This is a genomic window from Ferrimonas balearica (assembly GCF_019802085.1).
GTDB classification, from domain to species: domain Bacteria; phylum Pseudomonadota; class Gammaproteobacteria; order Enterobacterales; family Shewanellaceae; genus Ferrimonas; species Ferrimonas balearica_B.
On record NZ_JAHVHV010000001.1, the window covers coordinates 383,465 to 398,768 of the forward strand.

Consider the following 15,304-nt stretch of genomic DNA (forward strand, 5'->3'; position numbering starts at 1 on the left):
TGGCGAGGGACGTATGCAAAGAGCACAAGCCAACCATCAGATGCAGCAAGGAATGCAGCTGTTTCAACGACGCCAGTTTGACCAGGCGGTCAATACCCTGACCCCCCTGCTGCGCCTGGCCCCCAACAACCCCAACCTGCTGTACGCCATCGCGGTTTCCCTGCGACACCTGGGCCGCCACGCCCAGAGCGAACGGCAGTTCGACACCCTCATCAAGGCGCAAAAACACCCGGCGTTTTACAACGCCTACGCGGGACTGCACGCCGATTTAAGACGCTATGACCAAGCCATCGCCCTGTTGCAACGGGCGCTGAAGTTGGACGCCGGATACTTCGATGCCCACTACAACCTGGGCCGCTACGCCCAGGCGGATGCACAGTATCAGCTGGGTCTGGACGGCTACGATGGCGCGCTGGCCCGTCAGCCAAACCACCCCGGGGCCCGCCTGGGTAAGGCCCAGTGTCTGCTGGCCCTCAAGCGCAATAACGAGGCCGAAGCCTTCCTTTTGGCATGCCTGGCCCAGCAGGGTGATGCGCTGAACCTGCGCTACCTGCTCGGCGAGCTTTACCGGCAAAGCGATCGTCTGGAGGCGGCCAAGACCGCGTTTGAGCGCTGCCTTGAGAAGGCGCCGAGTCACCGCCACAGCCTGTTGGGTCTGGCGGCGGTGGTGGGCCAGCAGGGGGAGCGGGCCCAGGCCCAAAAGCTCTACCGTCAGCTGATCTCAAAAGACGCTTTGGACATCGAAGCCCACGATGGCCTGTTTCAACTGGGCTGGCTCGGCGGGGAGGCGGATTATTTTACCGATTACGAGCGCGCCTGCAGCGCCCACCCCGACTCAATACTGGTGCTGCACTTTGCCAAGAAGCTCATTCGGGAGGGCCAACTGGCCGAGGCCCGGACGCGACTCAGCCGCTTCCTGCAAGCGCACCCGGATCATTCGGATGCCCGGGTGATGCTGGGCCACGCCGTGCGGGAGCTCGGGGAGTTTGACGCCGCGCTTGAAATTCTTGCCGGTGTCACCGACGCCCAGCATTGCGAGTATTTGTGGGAAAAGGCGGTGACCCTGCTCTGCCTGGAGCAGGCCAATCAAGCGCTCGAATGCGCCCAGACACTGGTGGATCGCTACCCGACCAAACAGGGGTACTGGGCGCTCTACGGCACCTGCCTCAAGCTGGCCGGCAAGGATGAGGCGTACCGCGCGCTGTACGATTTCGACGCCCTGGTGTGCTGCGTCCAGGTCAGCGACGATGCGGCGACGTTCAATGCTGGGCTGCTTGAGGAGCTGGACGCCATCCACCGCAGCGCCCGGGCCCCCATCGACCAGTCGCTGCGCACCGGCAGCCAGACCCAGGGCGAGCTGTTCGACACCCAGGGCCCTCAGGTTCAGGCGCTCAAAGCCCGAATTGACCCGCACATCCAGGGCTATTTCGATGCCCTGGCCCGTAAAGAGGGCCACCCCCTGATGGGGCAGACCCACCACCCCCACCAGTACACCGGCTCCTGGTCAGTCAAACTGGCCAGCGGCGGTCACCACGTCAATCACTTCCACAGCGAGGGCAGCATCAGTGCCTGTTACTACGTGGTGGTACCGGATGCGGCCAACCGTGAAGGGCAGGGGTGGTTCCAATTGGGGCAGCCCGAACTCAGTCGCTGGCTGAAACTGGAACCGGATTACTGCATCAAGCCCGCCCCGGGCACCATGGTGATCTTTCCCTCCTATATGTGGCATGGCACCCGGCCGGTTAAAGAAACGGCAGAACGCATTACCGTCGCCTTTGATGTGAGCTCCCGACTGCGCTAATCCAGTCGCAAGTGGAATAAGTTGGTCGCCCTCGGTGGTTATTAAATCGCCATCCGAGCGGCGGCCAAAATATATTCCTGTGGGGGGTTAATTGAACATATAAGCCCGTCTCATCCACCCCCGGAAAGAAAAATTTTATGCTGTTTAACGCCGCGAGCTCCGAAAGAAAAGCGCGGTGTTATGGGGATTTTGCGGGGTTGATTTTCTGTAAATCACGGATTGGGAAGGAGATGAGACTGAGGTCACCCTTCCGGAGGTGAATGTTCTTCGAACGTAGTGCAGCTGTGGCCTGTCGGTGCCGCCGGGAAAGGCCTTGGTAACAAGGTTGACACAACTTATCGCACTGTGGAAAGATGCCGGTGCATCCACCTATCGCGGTGATAGGTTGGAGTCTATGGATAACAACACTAATTAGACGGAACTGGCTTCGGCGCAACGCTGGGTGAACACAGTGGAAAGTGTTCGAAGCCGTAAACTCACAACAAGACTGGTTGGGAACTATGTCCGTGATGAAAAGAACCAAACTCGCCTCTGCGTTAGTCGGTGCGATGACACTGGCGGTTAGCGGTCTGGCCGTGGCGGCGGATCCGCTGGCTGCAATCCAGAATGCTGACAAGCAAATCCAAGATGATGCTGCTAAGTCTCAGCAAAAGATCAACAAGCTCTATGATCAGGCACAGGACATGCTCTTTGAGTACCGCCTGGTTGTGGACGAAACCGATACTCTGAAGTCCTACAACGACTACGTCGCCACCCTGGTGGCCGACCAGGAAGCCCGTATGGCGTCTCTGCAGCAGCAGATCAACGGCATCGAGCGCACCAAGCAGGGCGTTGTGCCCCTGATGACCCGCATGATCGACACCCTGGATCAGTTCGTTGCTCTGGATGTGCCTTTCCAGATCGAAGAGCGTCAGGGTCGTGTCAACCGCCTCAAAGAGGTGATGGGTGATTCCAACGTATCCACCGCGGAGAAATACCGCCTGGTACTGGACGCCTACCTGATCGAAAACGAATACGGCAACAAGATGAACGCTTACGAAGGTAAGCTGACCATCGATGGCAAAGAGCTGACCGTGGACTTCTTCCACCTGGGTCGTACTGTCTTCGTGGCCCAGTCTCTGGATCAGAAGAACGCCTGGGTATGGGACAACAATGCCCGTCAGTGGAACGCCCTGAGCGACGACATGCTGCGTCCGGTTTCCAACGCCATCAAGATGGCCCGTCGTCAAGCAGCGCCTGATCTGCTGAAATTGCCTGTTCAAGCCGCGGAGAGTGCAGAATAATGAAAAAGATTATCTCTACTGCCTTTGTTGCAGCCGCGCTGACTTTCTCAGCCGCCCCCATGGCCGCCGAGCAGACCCCGGCCCAGACCCTGGACCAACTGCTCAACCAGATCACACAGTCTCGCCAGTCCGAGGCTCGCATCAACAAACAGCGTGAAGCTGAGTTCGTGTCCGACCGTGCCGACAAGCAGCAGCTGCTGCGTGACGCCAAGGCCGCTCTGGCCGCGGAGAAGCAGCGCGGTGAAGACCTGTCCAACCGTTTCACCAGCAACGACCAGGAAATCGACCGCCTGAGCCGTGACCTGGCCACCGCCACCGGTGACCTGGGTGAGATGTTTGGTGTGGTTCGTCAGGTGTCCGGCGACATGTCCGGTCAGCTGAACGCCTCTTTGATCAGCGCCCAGTACCCGGGCCGTGACGAGTTCATGGCGGAACTGGCCTCTGCCAAAGAGCTGCCCACCATCAAGGAGCTGGAAGAGCTGTGGATCGCCCTGCAGACCGAGATGACTCAGTCTGGCAAGGTCGTCAGCTTCAACACTCCGGTGACCGATCCCAACGGTAACGTGGCCGATGCCACCGTAACCCGTGTGGGTAACTTCACCCTGCTCGACAACGACGAGTACCTGACCTACAACCCGGAAACCGGCACCATCCTGCGTCTGGCCAAGCAGCCGGAAGGGTTTAAGGTGCGCACCGTTTCCAGCTACGCCGGCACTGCCGCGGGTAGCACCGGTAACCTGTTCGTGGATCCCTCCCGCGGCGCCCTGCTGGCGGTATACACCCAGAAGGCCACCCTGGAAGAGCAGTTCCACCAGGGCGGTACCGTGGGTTACATCATTGCCGGCCTGCTGGGCCTGGGTGTCCTGATCTCCCTGTACAAGATCATCACCCTGACTCTGGAGTCCGCCAAGATCCGCGCCCAGGTTAAGAACGTCGACAACCCGGGCAACAACGCCCTGGGCCGCATCCTGAAGACTTACCAGGAGAACAAAGGCGTCGATGTTGAAACTCTGGAGCTGAAGATCGACGAAGCCATTCTCAAGGAAACTCCGCGCATTGAGTCCGGCGTTAACATGATCAAGGTGATGGCCGCCATCTCTCCGATGCTGGGTCTGCTGGGTACCGTGACCGGTATGATTGAGACCTTCCAGAACATCACCCTGTTCGGTACCGGTGACCCGAAAATCATGGCCGGCGGTATCTCCATGGCGCTGGTAACCACCGTACTGGGTCTGATTGCCGCTCTGCCGCTGTTGCTGATGCATGCTCTGGTAGCTGGCCGTGCCAAGTCTGTGGTTGAAGTAATCGAAGAACAAAGTGCGGGCATCATTGCGTCTCACGCTGAACAGCGAGGCAAGTAATTATGCTTTACCTGGTAGAACTCTGGGAATCTGTCAGGGACTTCATGGCCACCGGGGGCGACGTCCTCTGGCTGGTGGCAGGAGCATTGTTCCTGATGTGGGTATTGATGCTTGAGCGTTACTTCTTTGTCAGCTTCGTTTTCCCGAAGATGCGCAAAGAGATCATCGCCAAGTGGGATGCCCGTGCAGACACAACCTCCTGGTATGCCCATCGCATTCGTGAAGCGTGGATCTCCCAGGCCAAAGAACAATTAAATGCGCGTATGGGGTTGATCAATACCCTGGTCGCCATCTGCCCGATGCTGGGTCTGCTCGGTACCGTTACCGGCATGATCGCGGTGTTCGAAGTGATGGCGGTACAAGGTACCGGTAACCCCCGCTTGATGGCTGGCGGTATCTCCATGGCCACCATCCCGACCATGTCGGGCATGGTAGCGGCGCTCTCTGGCGTGTTCTTCAGCACCCGGCTCAATGCCAAGCTGAAGATGTCCCAGGAGCAACTGGTAGATAGTCTGCCTCATCACTAAAGAGAGTTTTCTATGGCACGTAAGAAGCATTACAGCGCCGCTGAAGAAGCCCAGGTCGATATGACCCCAATGCTGGACATCGTGTTCATCATGCTGATTTTCTTCATCGTAACGACCTCGTTCGTGAAGGAATCCGGCATCGAAGTGAACCGTCCTAAGGCTCAGCAGGCGAGCAAGAAACCGTCGGCGAACATCTTTATCGCCATTAACGAGGCAGGCATTGTCTACATGGAGAAGCGTGAAGTTGATATTCAACGTGTACGCGCTAACGTAGAACGTATGCTGGCCGAGTCTCCGGAAGCCCAGGTAATGATCCAGGCCGACCAGCAAGCCAAGCACGGCATCGTGGTCAAAGTGATGGATCAGGTGAAAGCTGCCGGTATCGACAAGATCTCGGTGTCTGCGGAGAACGATTAATATGTTGAGAGCACTGTTAGCCCTGTTAGTCGGTGCTGCGGTGACCTTCGCCTTGTTCTCTTTCATGGCATTTCTGGTTGGCGGTGGCGCGAAGCGCGCCGACAACCAGTTCAAGACGCCGCCGATTGAGATCGTCATGGAACGTCAGGATGCGAAAGCGCAAAACCGTGACCGACCTAAGCCGAAGCCGCCGAAGCCGCCCCAGCAGCCGCCGAAGCCGGTGGAGATGCAGCCGGACACCAACGACATGTCCGACAGCGTATCCATCAATGTGCCGAGCGTGGATCTGGGTGATATGAGCGCAGGTCTGGGTGACCCCAGTGGCGCAATGGCCCGTGACGGTGACGCGACCCCGATCGTTCGGATCGAGCCTCGTTACCCCATCAAGGCCGCACGTGACGGTAAAGAGGGATACGTTATCCTCAGCTTTACCATCAACGAACTGGGTGGTGTGGATGACGTGAAAGTCATCGAAGCGGAGCCTCGTCGTATCTTCGACCAGGAAGCCCGTCGCGCCCTGCGTAAGTGGAAGTACAAGCCGAAGATCGTTGACGGCAAGCCGGTGAAACAGCCCGGTCAAACCGTCCGTCTCGACTTTACTCTGGATAAAGCGAGCTAAGGCAGGAGGTCAAAATGCATAAAAATCGCAAATTGCTGCCTGCTTTGCTGCTGACCATCGCTGCTGGCGTGATTGCTGCGCCGGCACCGGTCTCTGCCGCTGAGAAGTGCGAGATCGACACCCGGAAGACCCGCGTGGTTTCCGAGCGGGTGGGTAAGCGCATCCAGAAAGCCTACGAGCTGTACAGCACCGATCAAACGGACCAGGCCCTCGAAGTCCTGCTGGAGATCAAGACCAGCAACGAGTTCGACAAAGCCTACGTGTCCCGCTTTATCGGTAACCTGTACGCGGGTAAAGACGGCCAAACGCCCACCGCAATGAAGTACCTGAAGGTTGCGATTGACATCAACCAACTGGGCGGTACCGATCACGCGGCAGCGATTCGTCTGATGGCGGACTTGAGCATCCAGGAGCGTAAGTTCGAACAGTCCCTGAAGTACTACCAGGACTGGATGGCGTTCACCTGTAAGGAAGACACCAACGTCTACCTGCGGATGGCCACCGCCAACTTCGAGCTGAAGCGTCACGACAAGGTGATCCCGCTGGCCGACCAGGCCATCGCCACCCAGAGCACCCCCAACAAAGGGCCCTACACCCTGAAGATGGGCTCCTACTACGAGACTAAGCAGTACAAGAAGGCTGCCCAAATCGTCGAGGAGATGGTGCGACTGTTCCCCGCCGACAAGCGTCTGTGGGTGCAGCTGGCCCAGATGTACATGCTGAGCGAAGACTACAAGCGCTCCCTGTACACCATGGACGTGGCGTACCGCAACGGCTACCTGGAGAAGGCCTCTGAGTACAAGATGCTGGCACAGCTCTACGCTCAGAACGAGATCCCGTTCCGTTCCGCCCAGATTCAGGAGAAATACCTGAAAGACGGGGTGGTCGAGAAGGACGAGAGCGCCCTCTCCATGCTGGCGAACACCTATCACCAGGCCAAGGAGATCAGCAAAGCCATCACTTACTACGGTGAAGTGGCCGAGCTGACCAACAAGGCGCGCTACTACATGCGCCAAGCCGGTCTGCTGATGGAGTCCGAGCGTTACCAGGAAGCCAAAGTGGCGGCCCGCAACGCGCTCAACGCTGACGGCCTGAAGAGCGCCGGTGAAGCACAGATGCTGCTGGCCCAAGCGCACTTCTACCTGGAAGAGTTCAAGCCCGCCTACCGTGCAGCGCAAGCGGCGGCCAAGGACCAGAAGACCGCCAACACCGCCAAGGGTTGGGTCTCCTACATCCAGGAAACCGCACAGCGTAAGAAAGTCGAACTGTAAGTCGACGGAAGAAAAGCCCTGTCTAGCCCCGCTGGTCGGGGCTTTTTTGTACCCAAAGGAACCCAGATGAAAACCACACTCTCCGCCCTGGCGGTGTTCGCAGCCCTAGGCCTGGCCGCCTGCTCTCCCCAGACACCGCCGGCCAAGCAAAGCGGTGAAACGGCCGTAGAGGCCCCCGCCAAAGCCAGCGCGTCCGAGCAATACCAGGCCCTGGCGGCGCAATACTTCGCGGATCTCATTGAGCTGAACCCGGTGATGGCCACCTTTGTCGGCGAGCGCCGCTACAACCACCGGCTGGCCAACAACCTGTCCGACGATTACCTTAAGGCCCGTCACCAGCTCAACAGCGGCTATTTGAAGCAGCTGCAGGGCATCGATATGGACCAGCTCAGCGACGCCGAACGGCTCAGTGCCCAGGTGCTGCGTTACGAGTTGGAGATGGCCCTGGTGGATGAGACCTATCCCAGCCGCTTCCTGCCGATGAACCAGTTCTACAGCCGGGTGATAAGCTTCGTGCAGCTGGGCAGTGGCGAGAGCGCCCAGCCCTTTGACACCGTCGAGGACTACGATAACTTTATCGGTCGCATCAACGATTTCGCCGTCTGGGTGGACAGCGCCATCGCGCGGATGGAGGAGGGCAGCGAGTCCACCGTGGTGCTGCCGCGGATCCTGGTGCAGCGCATTCTCCCCCAGTTGGAGACCCAGCTGAACACCCCGCTGGCGCAAAGCCCCTTCTACGGGCCCCTGAAGCAATTGCCCGAGGGGCTGAGCGAGACCGAGGCCGCGGCCCTGAGCAAGCGCTACCAGCAGGCCCTGAGCGACACCTTGCTTCCTGCGTTGGAACGCCTGCACAGCTACTTCCGCGACACCTACCTGCCCAAGAGCCGGGGCACCCATGGCTGGGCGGGTCTGCCCAATGGCAAAGCCTGGTACCAGCACCTGGCCAACAAGCACACCACCACCACCATGCCGGTGGCGGAGATCCACGAGCTGGGGCTTTCGGAAGTGGCCCGCATTCTCGAGGAGATGGACGGAGTGCGAGAGCGGGTCGGCTTCGATGGGGACCTGGCCGCCTTCTTTGAGCACCTGGGCAGCGACGACCAGTTCTTCTTTACCGACAAGCAGGGCCTCATTGACGGCTACATGGGGCTTAAGGACGACATCAACGCGGTGTTGCCCCAGTACTTCGATGTGATGCCCAAAGCAGACTATGTGGTCAAGGCGGTGGAACCCTTCCGCGAGCGCTCCGCAGCCGGGGCCAGCTACCAGTCCCCGGCGCCGGACGGCTCCCGCCCCGGGGTGTTCTACATCAACACCTACAACCTCAAAGCCCAGCCCAAGTGGGGGATGACCACCCTGTCCCTGCACGAGGCGGCCCCAGGTCATCACTTCCAGATCGCCATCAAGCAGGAGCTTGAGGGCGTGCCGGACTTCCAGCGCTTCGGCGGCTACACCGCCTTCGAGGAGGGCTGGGCGCTGTACGCCGAGTACCTGGGCATCGAGATGGGCCTGTTCGAAGATCCCTACCAGTACTTCGGCAAGCTCTCCGACGAGATGCTGCGGGCCATGCGCCTGGTGGTGGACACCGGACTGCACGCCAAGGGCTGGAGCCGGGAGCAGGCGATTCAGTACATGCTGGATAACAGCCCCATGGCCGAAACCGACGTCACCGCCGAAGTGGAGCGTTACATGGCGATCCCGGGCCAGGCCCTCTCCTACAAGGTGGGGCAGCTCACCATCCTGGCGCTGCGCGCCGAAGCGGAAGCGGCCCTGGGGGAGCGGTTTGACCTCAAGGCGTTCCACAACCAGGTGTTGACCTCCGGCTCACTGCCCATGGCGGTGTTGCAAGCCAAGATCCGCGGTTGGATAGCGGCACAGGGTTAACGAAAAGCGGGGAAAAAAGGGGCCAACCTGGCCCCTTTTCTTATGGAAAAACGTGATGCGCATCACACTTGAGAGGATTTTTGCTGTCCGGGTGTTAACGGAAAGGGCCAGAGAGAAATGCTGCTATTTCTGTCATTTGGCAGTGAGATCCCGCATTCAGTTTCGGTTTGGCTTGAGTTCAGATTGAGTCGTTTGGGGATTTAACTTCATCGCCAGATGGGGCTAACGAGTATGCAACATAGCTATAAATATATAGCCATTGACCATAAAAAGGCGATAACTCAGTATCCTAGCGGCATCACCCCGACAACACGGTGCCCGGATACGAGGCCCGGGGGGTGACCAGGAAGATTATAAAAACAAAGTTCTCGAGGGAGTTAGGATGAAGTACCCATCGACCGTCGCCAAAGCTGTCCGCGGCGCACTCGTCACCGGCACCTTGACCGGTGTCGCCTTTGCTACCCCTGCCATGGCCGAAGAGGTCACCGGTGCGCAGGATGTCGAACGCATCTCTGTCACTGGCTCCCGCATCAAGCGCGGTGATATGGAGACCGCCAGCCCGGTTAACGTGATTGGCGCCGATCAGATCGCCGCCGGCTCGTACACCTCCGTTGAGCAGATCCTGCAGGAAACCACCGCCTCCGCCGGTTCCGCCACCGGCGCCGCCACCAACAACGGTGGCCGCGGTGCCGCCCGTGTGGATCTGCGCGGCATGGGCCCGGAGCGTACCCTGGTTCTGGTGAACGGCCGCCGTATGGTGGTATCCGGTACCGGCGCCGACGCCTCTGTGGATCTCAACACCATCCCGGTGGCCATGATTGAGCGCATCGAAGTGCTCAAGGATGGCGCCTCCGCCGTGTACGGTTCCGACGCGGTAGCCGGGGTGATCAACATCATCACCAAGAAGGATTTCGAAGGCTTCCAGATCGACGGCCAGTACGGCATGTCCGATAAGGGCGACGGCGAAACCGGTGAGATCAACGTCCTGTGGGGCACCAACTTCGACCGCGGTAACCTGGTGCTGGGCGCCTCCTACGTCAACCGTGGCGACGTCTTCCAGGATGACCGCTTCTGGTCCAACTGTGGCCCGGTGGGCGACTGTGGCGGCTGGAGCTCCACCATCCCGGGTGGTTCCATCAACTGGGGCGACGGTTACTACACGCCGAACCCGGACGGCTCCTGGAGCGAGCAGGATGAGCTGTTCAACTACGTGCCCTACAGCTACCTGTCCACTCCGCAGGAGCGGGTGAGCCTCAGCGGTAACTTCAACTACGAAGTGCTGACCGACACCAACTTCTTCGTCGAGGGGATGTACACCCGCCGCGACTCCACCCAGCAGATGGCCCCGGCGCCGATCACCGGCCTCTACCTGGACACCGCGCAGCTGCCCTCCGGCCCCTGGGACGGCACCGACACCGTGGTGTACAAGCGCCGTATGAGCGAAGCCGGTCCCCGTGTGTTTGACCAGACCACCGACACCTACCGCATCGTGACCGGTTTCGAGGGTTACCTCGACATTGGCCGCGGTTTCGACTGGGACGTGTCCTACAACTTCGGTCGTAACGAAGCCACCAGCTACGCCCGCAACCTGGCGATCACCAGCCGCGTCGAGCAGTCCATCTACGACAACCCCGATGCCTGGCTGTCCGGTGAGCCCCTGAGCCAGGACATCCTGAACGACGTGATGTACGACGACCGCTCCGAGGGCGGTAACGAGATGCACGTCTTCGCCGCCAACCTGACCGGTGAGCTCATTGACGTTCCGGCCGGCAGCATCGCCTTCGCCGCGGGCGCCGAGTACCGCAAAGAGAAGGGCTGGTTCACCCCGGATGCGATCACCCAGGCGGGTGAGTCCTCCCAGTCCCAGCAGGATCCGACCGCCGGTGACTACGACACCACCCAGCTGTACGCGGAATTCTCCATCCCGCTGCTCTCCGGTCTGCGTTACGCCGATGAGCTGACCATGGAAGCCGCCATCCGCTGGTTCGACTACAGCACCTTTGGCTCCGACACCACCTGGAAGCTGGGCCTGACTTGGCGGGTGAACGACGAGTTGATGCTCCGTGGTGTGGCCTCTACCGCCTTCCGTGCCCCGAGCGTTTCCGAGCTGTACGGCGGTAACGTAGGCTCCTTCGACTACCTGAGCGATCCCTGCTCCGGCGTCAGCCACAGTGACAACACCACCCTGGCGCAACAGTGTCGCACCATCGGCTGGGCCGATCCGAACGACGCCAAGGAATACACCCAGGAGGACTCCCAGATCGAGGTGATCTGGACCACCGATGAGGACCTGCAGCCGGAGGAGGCCGACACCTTCACCGCGGGCTTCGTCTACAGCCCGTCCTACGCCGATGGCTTCTCCATGACCGTGGACTACTGGCGCTTCGAAGTGACCAACGCCATCACCCGTATCGACCGTCAGGCTTACCTGAACGCGTGTTACATGAACGGCGACATGGGCGCCTGTGACGCGCTGGACATCACCCGCAGCAGCGTGACCGGGGAGATCGAAACCTTCCACGCGCCGCTGGTGAACGCCGGCTTCCAGGAGACCGACGGTATTGACGCCAACTTCCAGTACAACTGGATGTACGGTGGCCACGACTGGAGCCTGAACTGGGATGTGACCCGCCTGCTGAACTTCAGCCAGGATGGCATCGACTACACCGGCACCATCTCCGGCATGAACGGGGGCTACGCCGAGTGGCGTCAGAACGTTCAGCTGATGGTGAACGCCGACAAGTGGACCTTCAACTACCAGCTGCGTCACATCGGTGAGATGACCGACCTGGAAGTGCCGGAGTTCGAAGTGGCCGCCGCCTGGTACCACAACGTCTCCTACATGTACCGCTTCGCTGACCGCTTCAACGTGACTCTGGGTGTCAACAACCTGTTTGACGAGACGCCCAAGTACCACCCGAGCTACAGCGACGTCTACACCACCCCCGAGGTGTACGACGTGATGGGACGCTACGTCTACACCAAGTTCAGCTATCAGTTCTGATAGACCCAACCAGAACGGAAAAAGGCAGCATTCGCTGCCTTTTTTTTTGTTTCCTGCTTTTTATTCTGTCTGCCTGTTCAATCCTGGTGAATTGCCGGTTATCCAGCCAATTTGTGAGCCAAACAACTTGTATTCGAAGGCGAAATTGAGCGGTAAAAAAAAGAATCAAAAATGTTGCACAAAAGTAAATCGATGATCGGATCGAAGATCCAGCCTGAACGGGGCCTTAACGCCGTTCATTAAAAAAGGAGTCAATAAAGACTCCTTTTTATTAACAAAAAAGAAACAAAATTAACATAGCAAAAACAATAACTTAGTTGACACAACTTTGGCGTAAAGGGAGTATCTGATTGTGAATGTCGCGTGGCATTCGGGGATAAAAAATAACGAAATGGTTACGGCCTGTTGATGCTTACCCCAGGTTAAGCAGGCTCCAAGGGAGAATAATATAATGGCTATGGAATCTTCTGTATCCAAAGCGGTTCGCAAAGGGTTGATCGCCACAACCCTCGGCTCCGTTGCCTTTGTCGGGTTTAATACCGCCATCGCTGAAGAAGCCAACGACGATGTGGAGCGCATTTCCGTTACCGGCTCTCGCATCAAGCAGGTAGATATCGAAACCTCCACCCCGGTTACCGTGATCACCGCCGCTGACATCCAGCTGTCCGGTGAAGCCACTGTGGCCGACGTACTGAACAACTCCTCCGTCAACAGCTTCGGCTCCTGGCGAGGCATCTCCGGTTACGGTTCCGGTGGTTCCGCCACCTCCACCGTGAACATGCGTGGTCTGGGCTCCGAGTACACCCTGGTGCTGCTGGACGGCCGTCGTCTGCCCGGTACCAGCTCCAGCGCCGGTGTGTCCGCCGATACCTCCAAGATCCCGATGGCCATCGTTGAGCGCATCGAGATCCTGCGTGACGGTGCTTCCGCGGTTTACGGCTCCGACGCCGTTGCCGGTGTGATCAACATCATCACCAAGAAAGACTACGAAGGTCTGAACTTCACCTACGACTACGAAGATCCGGATGTAGAGGGCGGTGCTCTGAACCGCTTCACCGTCACCACCGGTTACTCTTCCGACAAGGGCAACATCACCCTGGCGTACGAGTACTACACCACTGACGCCGTCTTCGACCGCGACATCTGGAAGCTGGACGATCCGACCTACGGTGCCTACTCCACCTACAGCTCCGTGCCTAACGCCATCGGCGCATCCGGCTGGGTTGATCAATCCGCGCTGTGTAGCGAGGCCGATAACGCCGTCCTGAATGGCGACGGTCGCTGCCTGTACAGCTACGGTGAGGTGACCAAGTTCTACGGTGACGTAACCCAGAACTCCATCCTGTCCAACTTCAACTATGAGTTGGCCGACAACCTGCAGTTCCGCGGTCGCGCCGCAGCGTCCATGTCCGAAACCGACAGCCGCTTCGCCGGTACCCCGGTTTCCACCAACCTGCCGAGCATGGCTGCCGACAACGCGCTGAACCCGGTGGGCGAGGACCTGACCCTGTACATGCGCTCCGCCAACCTGGGGCCCCGTGACACTCGCACCGAGATCAACACCATCGACTTCTTCGGTGGCCTGGTAGGCTACGTGGATGTGGGCAACGGCCTGGACTGGGAGCTGAACTACCAGCACAGCCGCTCCACCACCAACGCCTTCAACACCAATCTCATCAATGATGACATCATGCAGATTGAGATTGATAAGGGGATCTGGGACATCTTCAACACCACCGGCATGAGCTATGAAGCCTGGGACGCCCACATGGCCGACCTGTACTCCAAAGCGGCTCACACCGGTGTGTACCAGGCTCGTTACGTCAGCGACACCATCGACGGCAACCTGAGCACCACCCTGCTTGAGACCGGTGACTTCACCCTGGCCGGCCTGGTGGGCTTCGAATACGAAACCCTGAAGTTTGAGCAGTACAGCGATCCGCAGTCCGCCTCCGGCGTGGTCTCCGGTGGTTCCGGCGGCGACGACGTGAACGCCACCCGTGACCGCATGTCCGCCTTCGCGGAACTGCAAGCGGCCCTGCCGTACTCCATCGACATCAACGCCGCCGTGCGTTGGGACGACTACAGCCAGGACGGCGATGTGGGCGCCCAGGTGGTAGAAGGTTCCTTCGACAACGTCTCTCCCCAGGTGGGGATCTCCTGGCGTCCGGTGGACTCCCTGCTGCTGCGTGCCAACTGGGGTCAATCCTTCCGTGCACCGAGCATGAGCGAGATGTTCTCCAGCCAGGCCCTGAGCTTCGAGTCCGCCTACGACGCTTACTGGTGTGATGACCTGGGCAACGCTGACCAGGACGCCACCTACTGTAGCCCCAGCTGGCAGCACAAGACCTGGTTCGGTGGCAACCCGGACCTGAAGCCGGAAGAGGGTGAGTCCTACACCGCCGGTGCCGTCTGGAACGTCATGGACAACTGGTCCATGGAGCTGTCCTACTACGACGTGACTCTGGACAACAAGATTGCCGCCACCTCCGTTAACCGTCTGCTGGCTGTGGCCCGCGACAATCCGGGCGGTGTGTCTGACGCGGTAACTCGTAGTGCCGATGGCAAAATCGATGTGATGTACAGCTTCGACCAGAACCTGGCGAGCCTGGAAACCAGCGGTTTTGACTTCCAGACCAACTACAACATCGAGACCGGGTTTGGTGACTTCAACCTGCGCGCTGAAGCCTCCTACGTACTGGAGTACGTAGAGACTGAAGCCCCGGGTGAGCCGGGCGTCGACTACGCCGGTGCCCAGGACTACCCCGAGTGGCGTGCCAACGCGACCCTGAGCTACTTCTACAGCGACTGGACCGCGGCCTGGAGCACCTACTACGTAGGTAAGCAGGACAACGGCTTCGACATCTGGGGTGCCGACTACCTGGCCAACGTGCCGAGCTACACCAAGCACAACGTGCAGGTGTCCTACGCACACCCCTACAACGGTCGCATCACCCTGGGTCTGAACAACGTGTTCGATAAAGAAGCCCCGACCTGGTACGAAGGGTTCGTTGATTACCGTGACGCTTCCTGGTCACTGTACGACGTCACCGGTCGCACCATGTTCTTCCGCATCGAGCAGTCCTTCTAAGACCGCTTAACCCAATCAGTCAATGCAAAGCCCCGTCTCCCTGGCG

General features: G+C 59.3%; 10 protein-coding genes. All 10 read left to right on the forward strand.

The genetic code is table 11. From position 1 onward, the window contains the following. Positions 1-13: 13 nt before the first annotated feature. The 10 genes from KUV81_RS01790 (at position 14) to KUV81_RS01835 (ending at position 15,258) form a co-directional block, all read left to right on the forward strand. Positions 14-1,801 (forward strand): tetratricopeptide repeat protein, encoded by a 1,788-nt coding sequence (locus tag KUV81_RS01790; RefSeq protein ID WP_222542128.1) that lies wholly within the window; start codon positions 14-16, stop codon positions 1,799-1,801. A gap of 548 nt (positions 1,802-2,349) precedes the next feature. Further along, positions 2,350-3,084 (forward strand): DUF3450 domain-containing protein, encoded by a 735-nt coding sequence (locus tag KUV81_RS01795; RefSeq protein WP_409995541.1) that lies wholly within the window; start codon positions 2,350-2,352, stop codon positions 3,082-3,084. Further along, on the forward strand, positions 3,084-4,445 hold the full coding sequence (locus KUV81_RS01800; protein ID WP_222542130.1) for a MotA/TolQ/ExbB proton channel family protein: 1,362 nt from the start codon (positions 3,084-3,086) through the stop codon (positions 4,443-4,445). The genes KUV81_RS01795 and KUV81_RS01800 overlap by 1 nt, the downstream gene beginning before the upstream one ends. A 2-nt stretch (positions 4,446-4,447) precedes the next feature. Then, positions 4,448-4,972 (forward strand): MotA/TolQ/ExbB proton channel family protein, encoded by a 525-nt coding sequence (locus KUV81_RS01805; RefSeq protein ID WP_222542131.1) that lies wholly within the window; start codon positions 4,448-4,450, stop codon positions 4,970-4,972. 12 nt (positions 4,973-4,984) lie between these two features. Further along, positions 4,985-5,389, forward strand: coding sequence for an ExbD/TolR family protein (locus KUV81_RS01810; protein ID WP_222205769.1), 405 nt, complete (start codon positions 4,985-4,987; stop codon positions 5,387-5,389). Position 5,390: 1 nt separating this feature from the next. Continuing rightward, positions 5,391-6,008 carry an energy transducer TonB gene (locus KUV81_RS01815; RefSeq protein WP_222542132.1) on the forward strand — a complete coding sequence of 206 codons (618 nt, stop codon included), beginning with the start codon at positions 5,391-5,393 and terminating at the stop codon, positions 6,006-6,008. Positions 6,009-6,022: 14 nt separating this feature from the next. After that, positions 6,023-7,279 (forward strand): tetratricopeptide repeat protein, encoded by a 1,257-nt coding sequence (locus KUV81_RS01820; protein WP_222542133.1) that lies wholly within the window; start codon positions 6,023-6,025, stop codon positions 7,277-7,279. A 66-nt stretch (positions 7,280-7,345) separates the two neighbouring features. Beyond that, the gene (locus KUV81_RS01825; protein ID WP_222542134.1) at positions 7,346-9,163 is read left to right on the forward strand and encodes a DUF885 domain-containing protein; all 1,818 of its coding nucleotides are present in this window, start codon (positions 7,346-7,348) and stop codon (positions 9,161-9,163) included. 382 nt (positions 9,164-9,545) lie between these two features. After that, entirely contained in the window at positions 9,546-12,167 is a 2,622-nt protein-coding gene (locus tag KUV81_RS01830; RefSeq protein WP_222542135.1) for a TonB-dependent receptor plug domain-containing protein, read from the forward strand. A 451-nt stretch (positions 12,168-12,618) separates the two neighbouring features. Beyond that, positions 12,619-15,258, forward strand: a complete 2,640-nt coding sequence (locus KUV81_RS01835) for a TonB-dependent receptor (protein WP_222542136.1) — start codon at positions 12,619-12,621, stop codon at positions 15,256-15,258. Positions 15,259-15,304: the final 46 nt, after the last annotated feature.

Bases quoted from the DNA above. Each gene is read 5' to 3' on its own strand.
- KUV81_RS01810 (WP_222205769.1), top strand. From the start codon at position 4,985: ATGGCACGTAAGAAGCATTACAGCGCCGCTGAAGAAGCCCAGGTCGAT.
- KUV81_RS01805 (WP_222542131.1), top strand. From the start codon at position 4,448: ATGCTTTACCTGGTAGAACTCTGGGAATCTGTCAGGGACTTCATGGCC.
- KUV81_RS01830 (WP_222542135.1), top strand. From the start codon at position 9,546: ATGAAGTACCCATCGACCGTCGCCAAAGCTGTCCGCGGCGCACTCGTC.
- KUV81_RS01835 (WP_222542136.1), top strand. From the start codon at position 12,619: ATGGCTATGGAATCTTCTGTATCCAAAGCGGTTCGCAAAGGGTTGATC.
- KUV81_RS01795 (WP_409995541.1), top strand. From the start codon at position 2,350: ATGACACTGGCGGTTAGCGGTCTGGCCGTGGCGGCGGATCCGCTGGCT.
- KUV81_RS01820 (WP_222542133.1), top strand. From the start codon at position 6,023: ATGCATAAAAATCGCAAATTGCTGCCTGCTTTGCTGCTGACCATCGCT.
- KUV81_RS01815 (WP_222542132.1), top strand. From the start codon at position 5,391: ATGTTGAGAGCACTGTTAGCCCTGTTAGTCGGTGCTGCGGTGACCTTC.
- KUV81_RS01790 (WP_222542128.1), top strand. From the start codon at position 14: ATGCAAAGAGCACAAGCCAACCATCAGATGCAGCAAGGAATGCAGCTG.
- KUV81_RS01825 (WP_222542134.1), top strand. From the start codon at position 7,346: ATGAAAACCACACTCTCCGCCCTGGCGGTGTTCGCAGCCCTAGGCCTG.
- KUV81_RS01800 (WP_222542130.1), top strand. From the start codon at position 3,084: ATGAAAAAGATTATCTCTACTGCCTTTGTTGCAGCCGCGCTGACTTTC.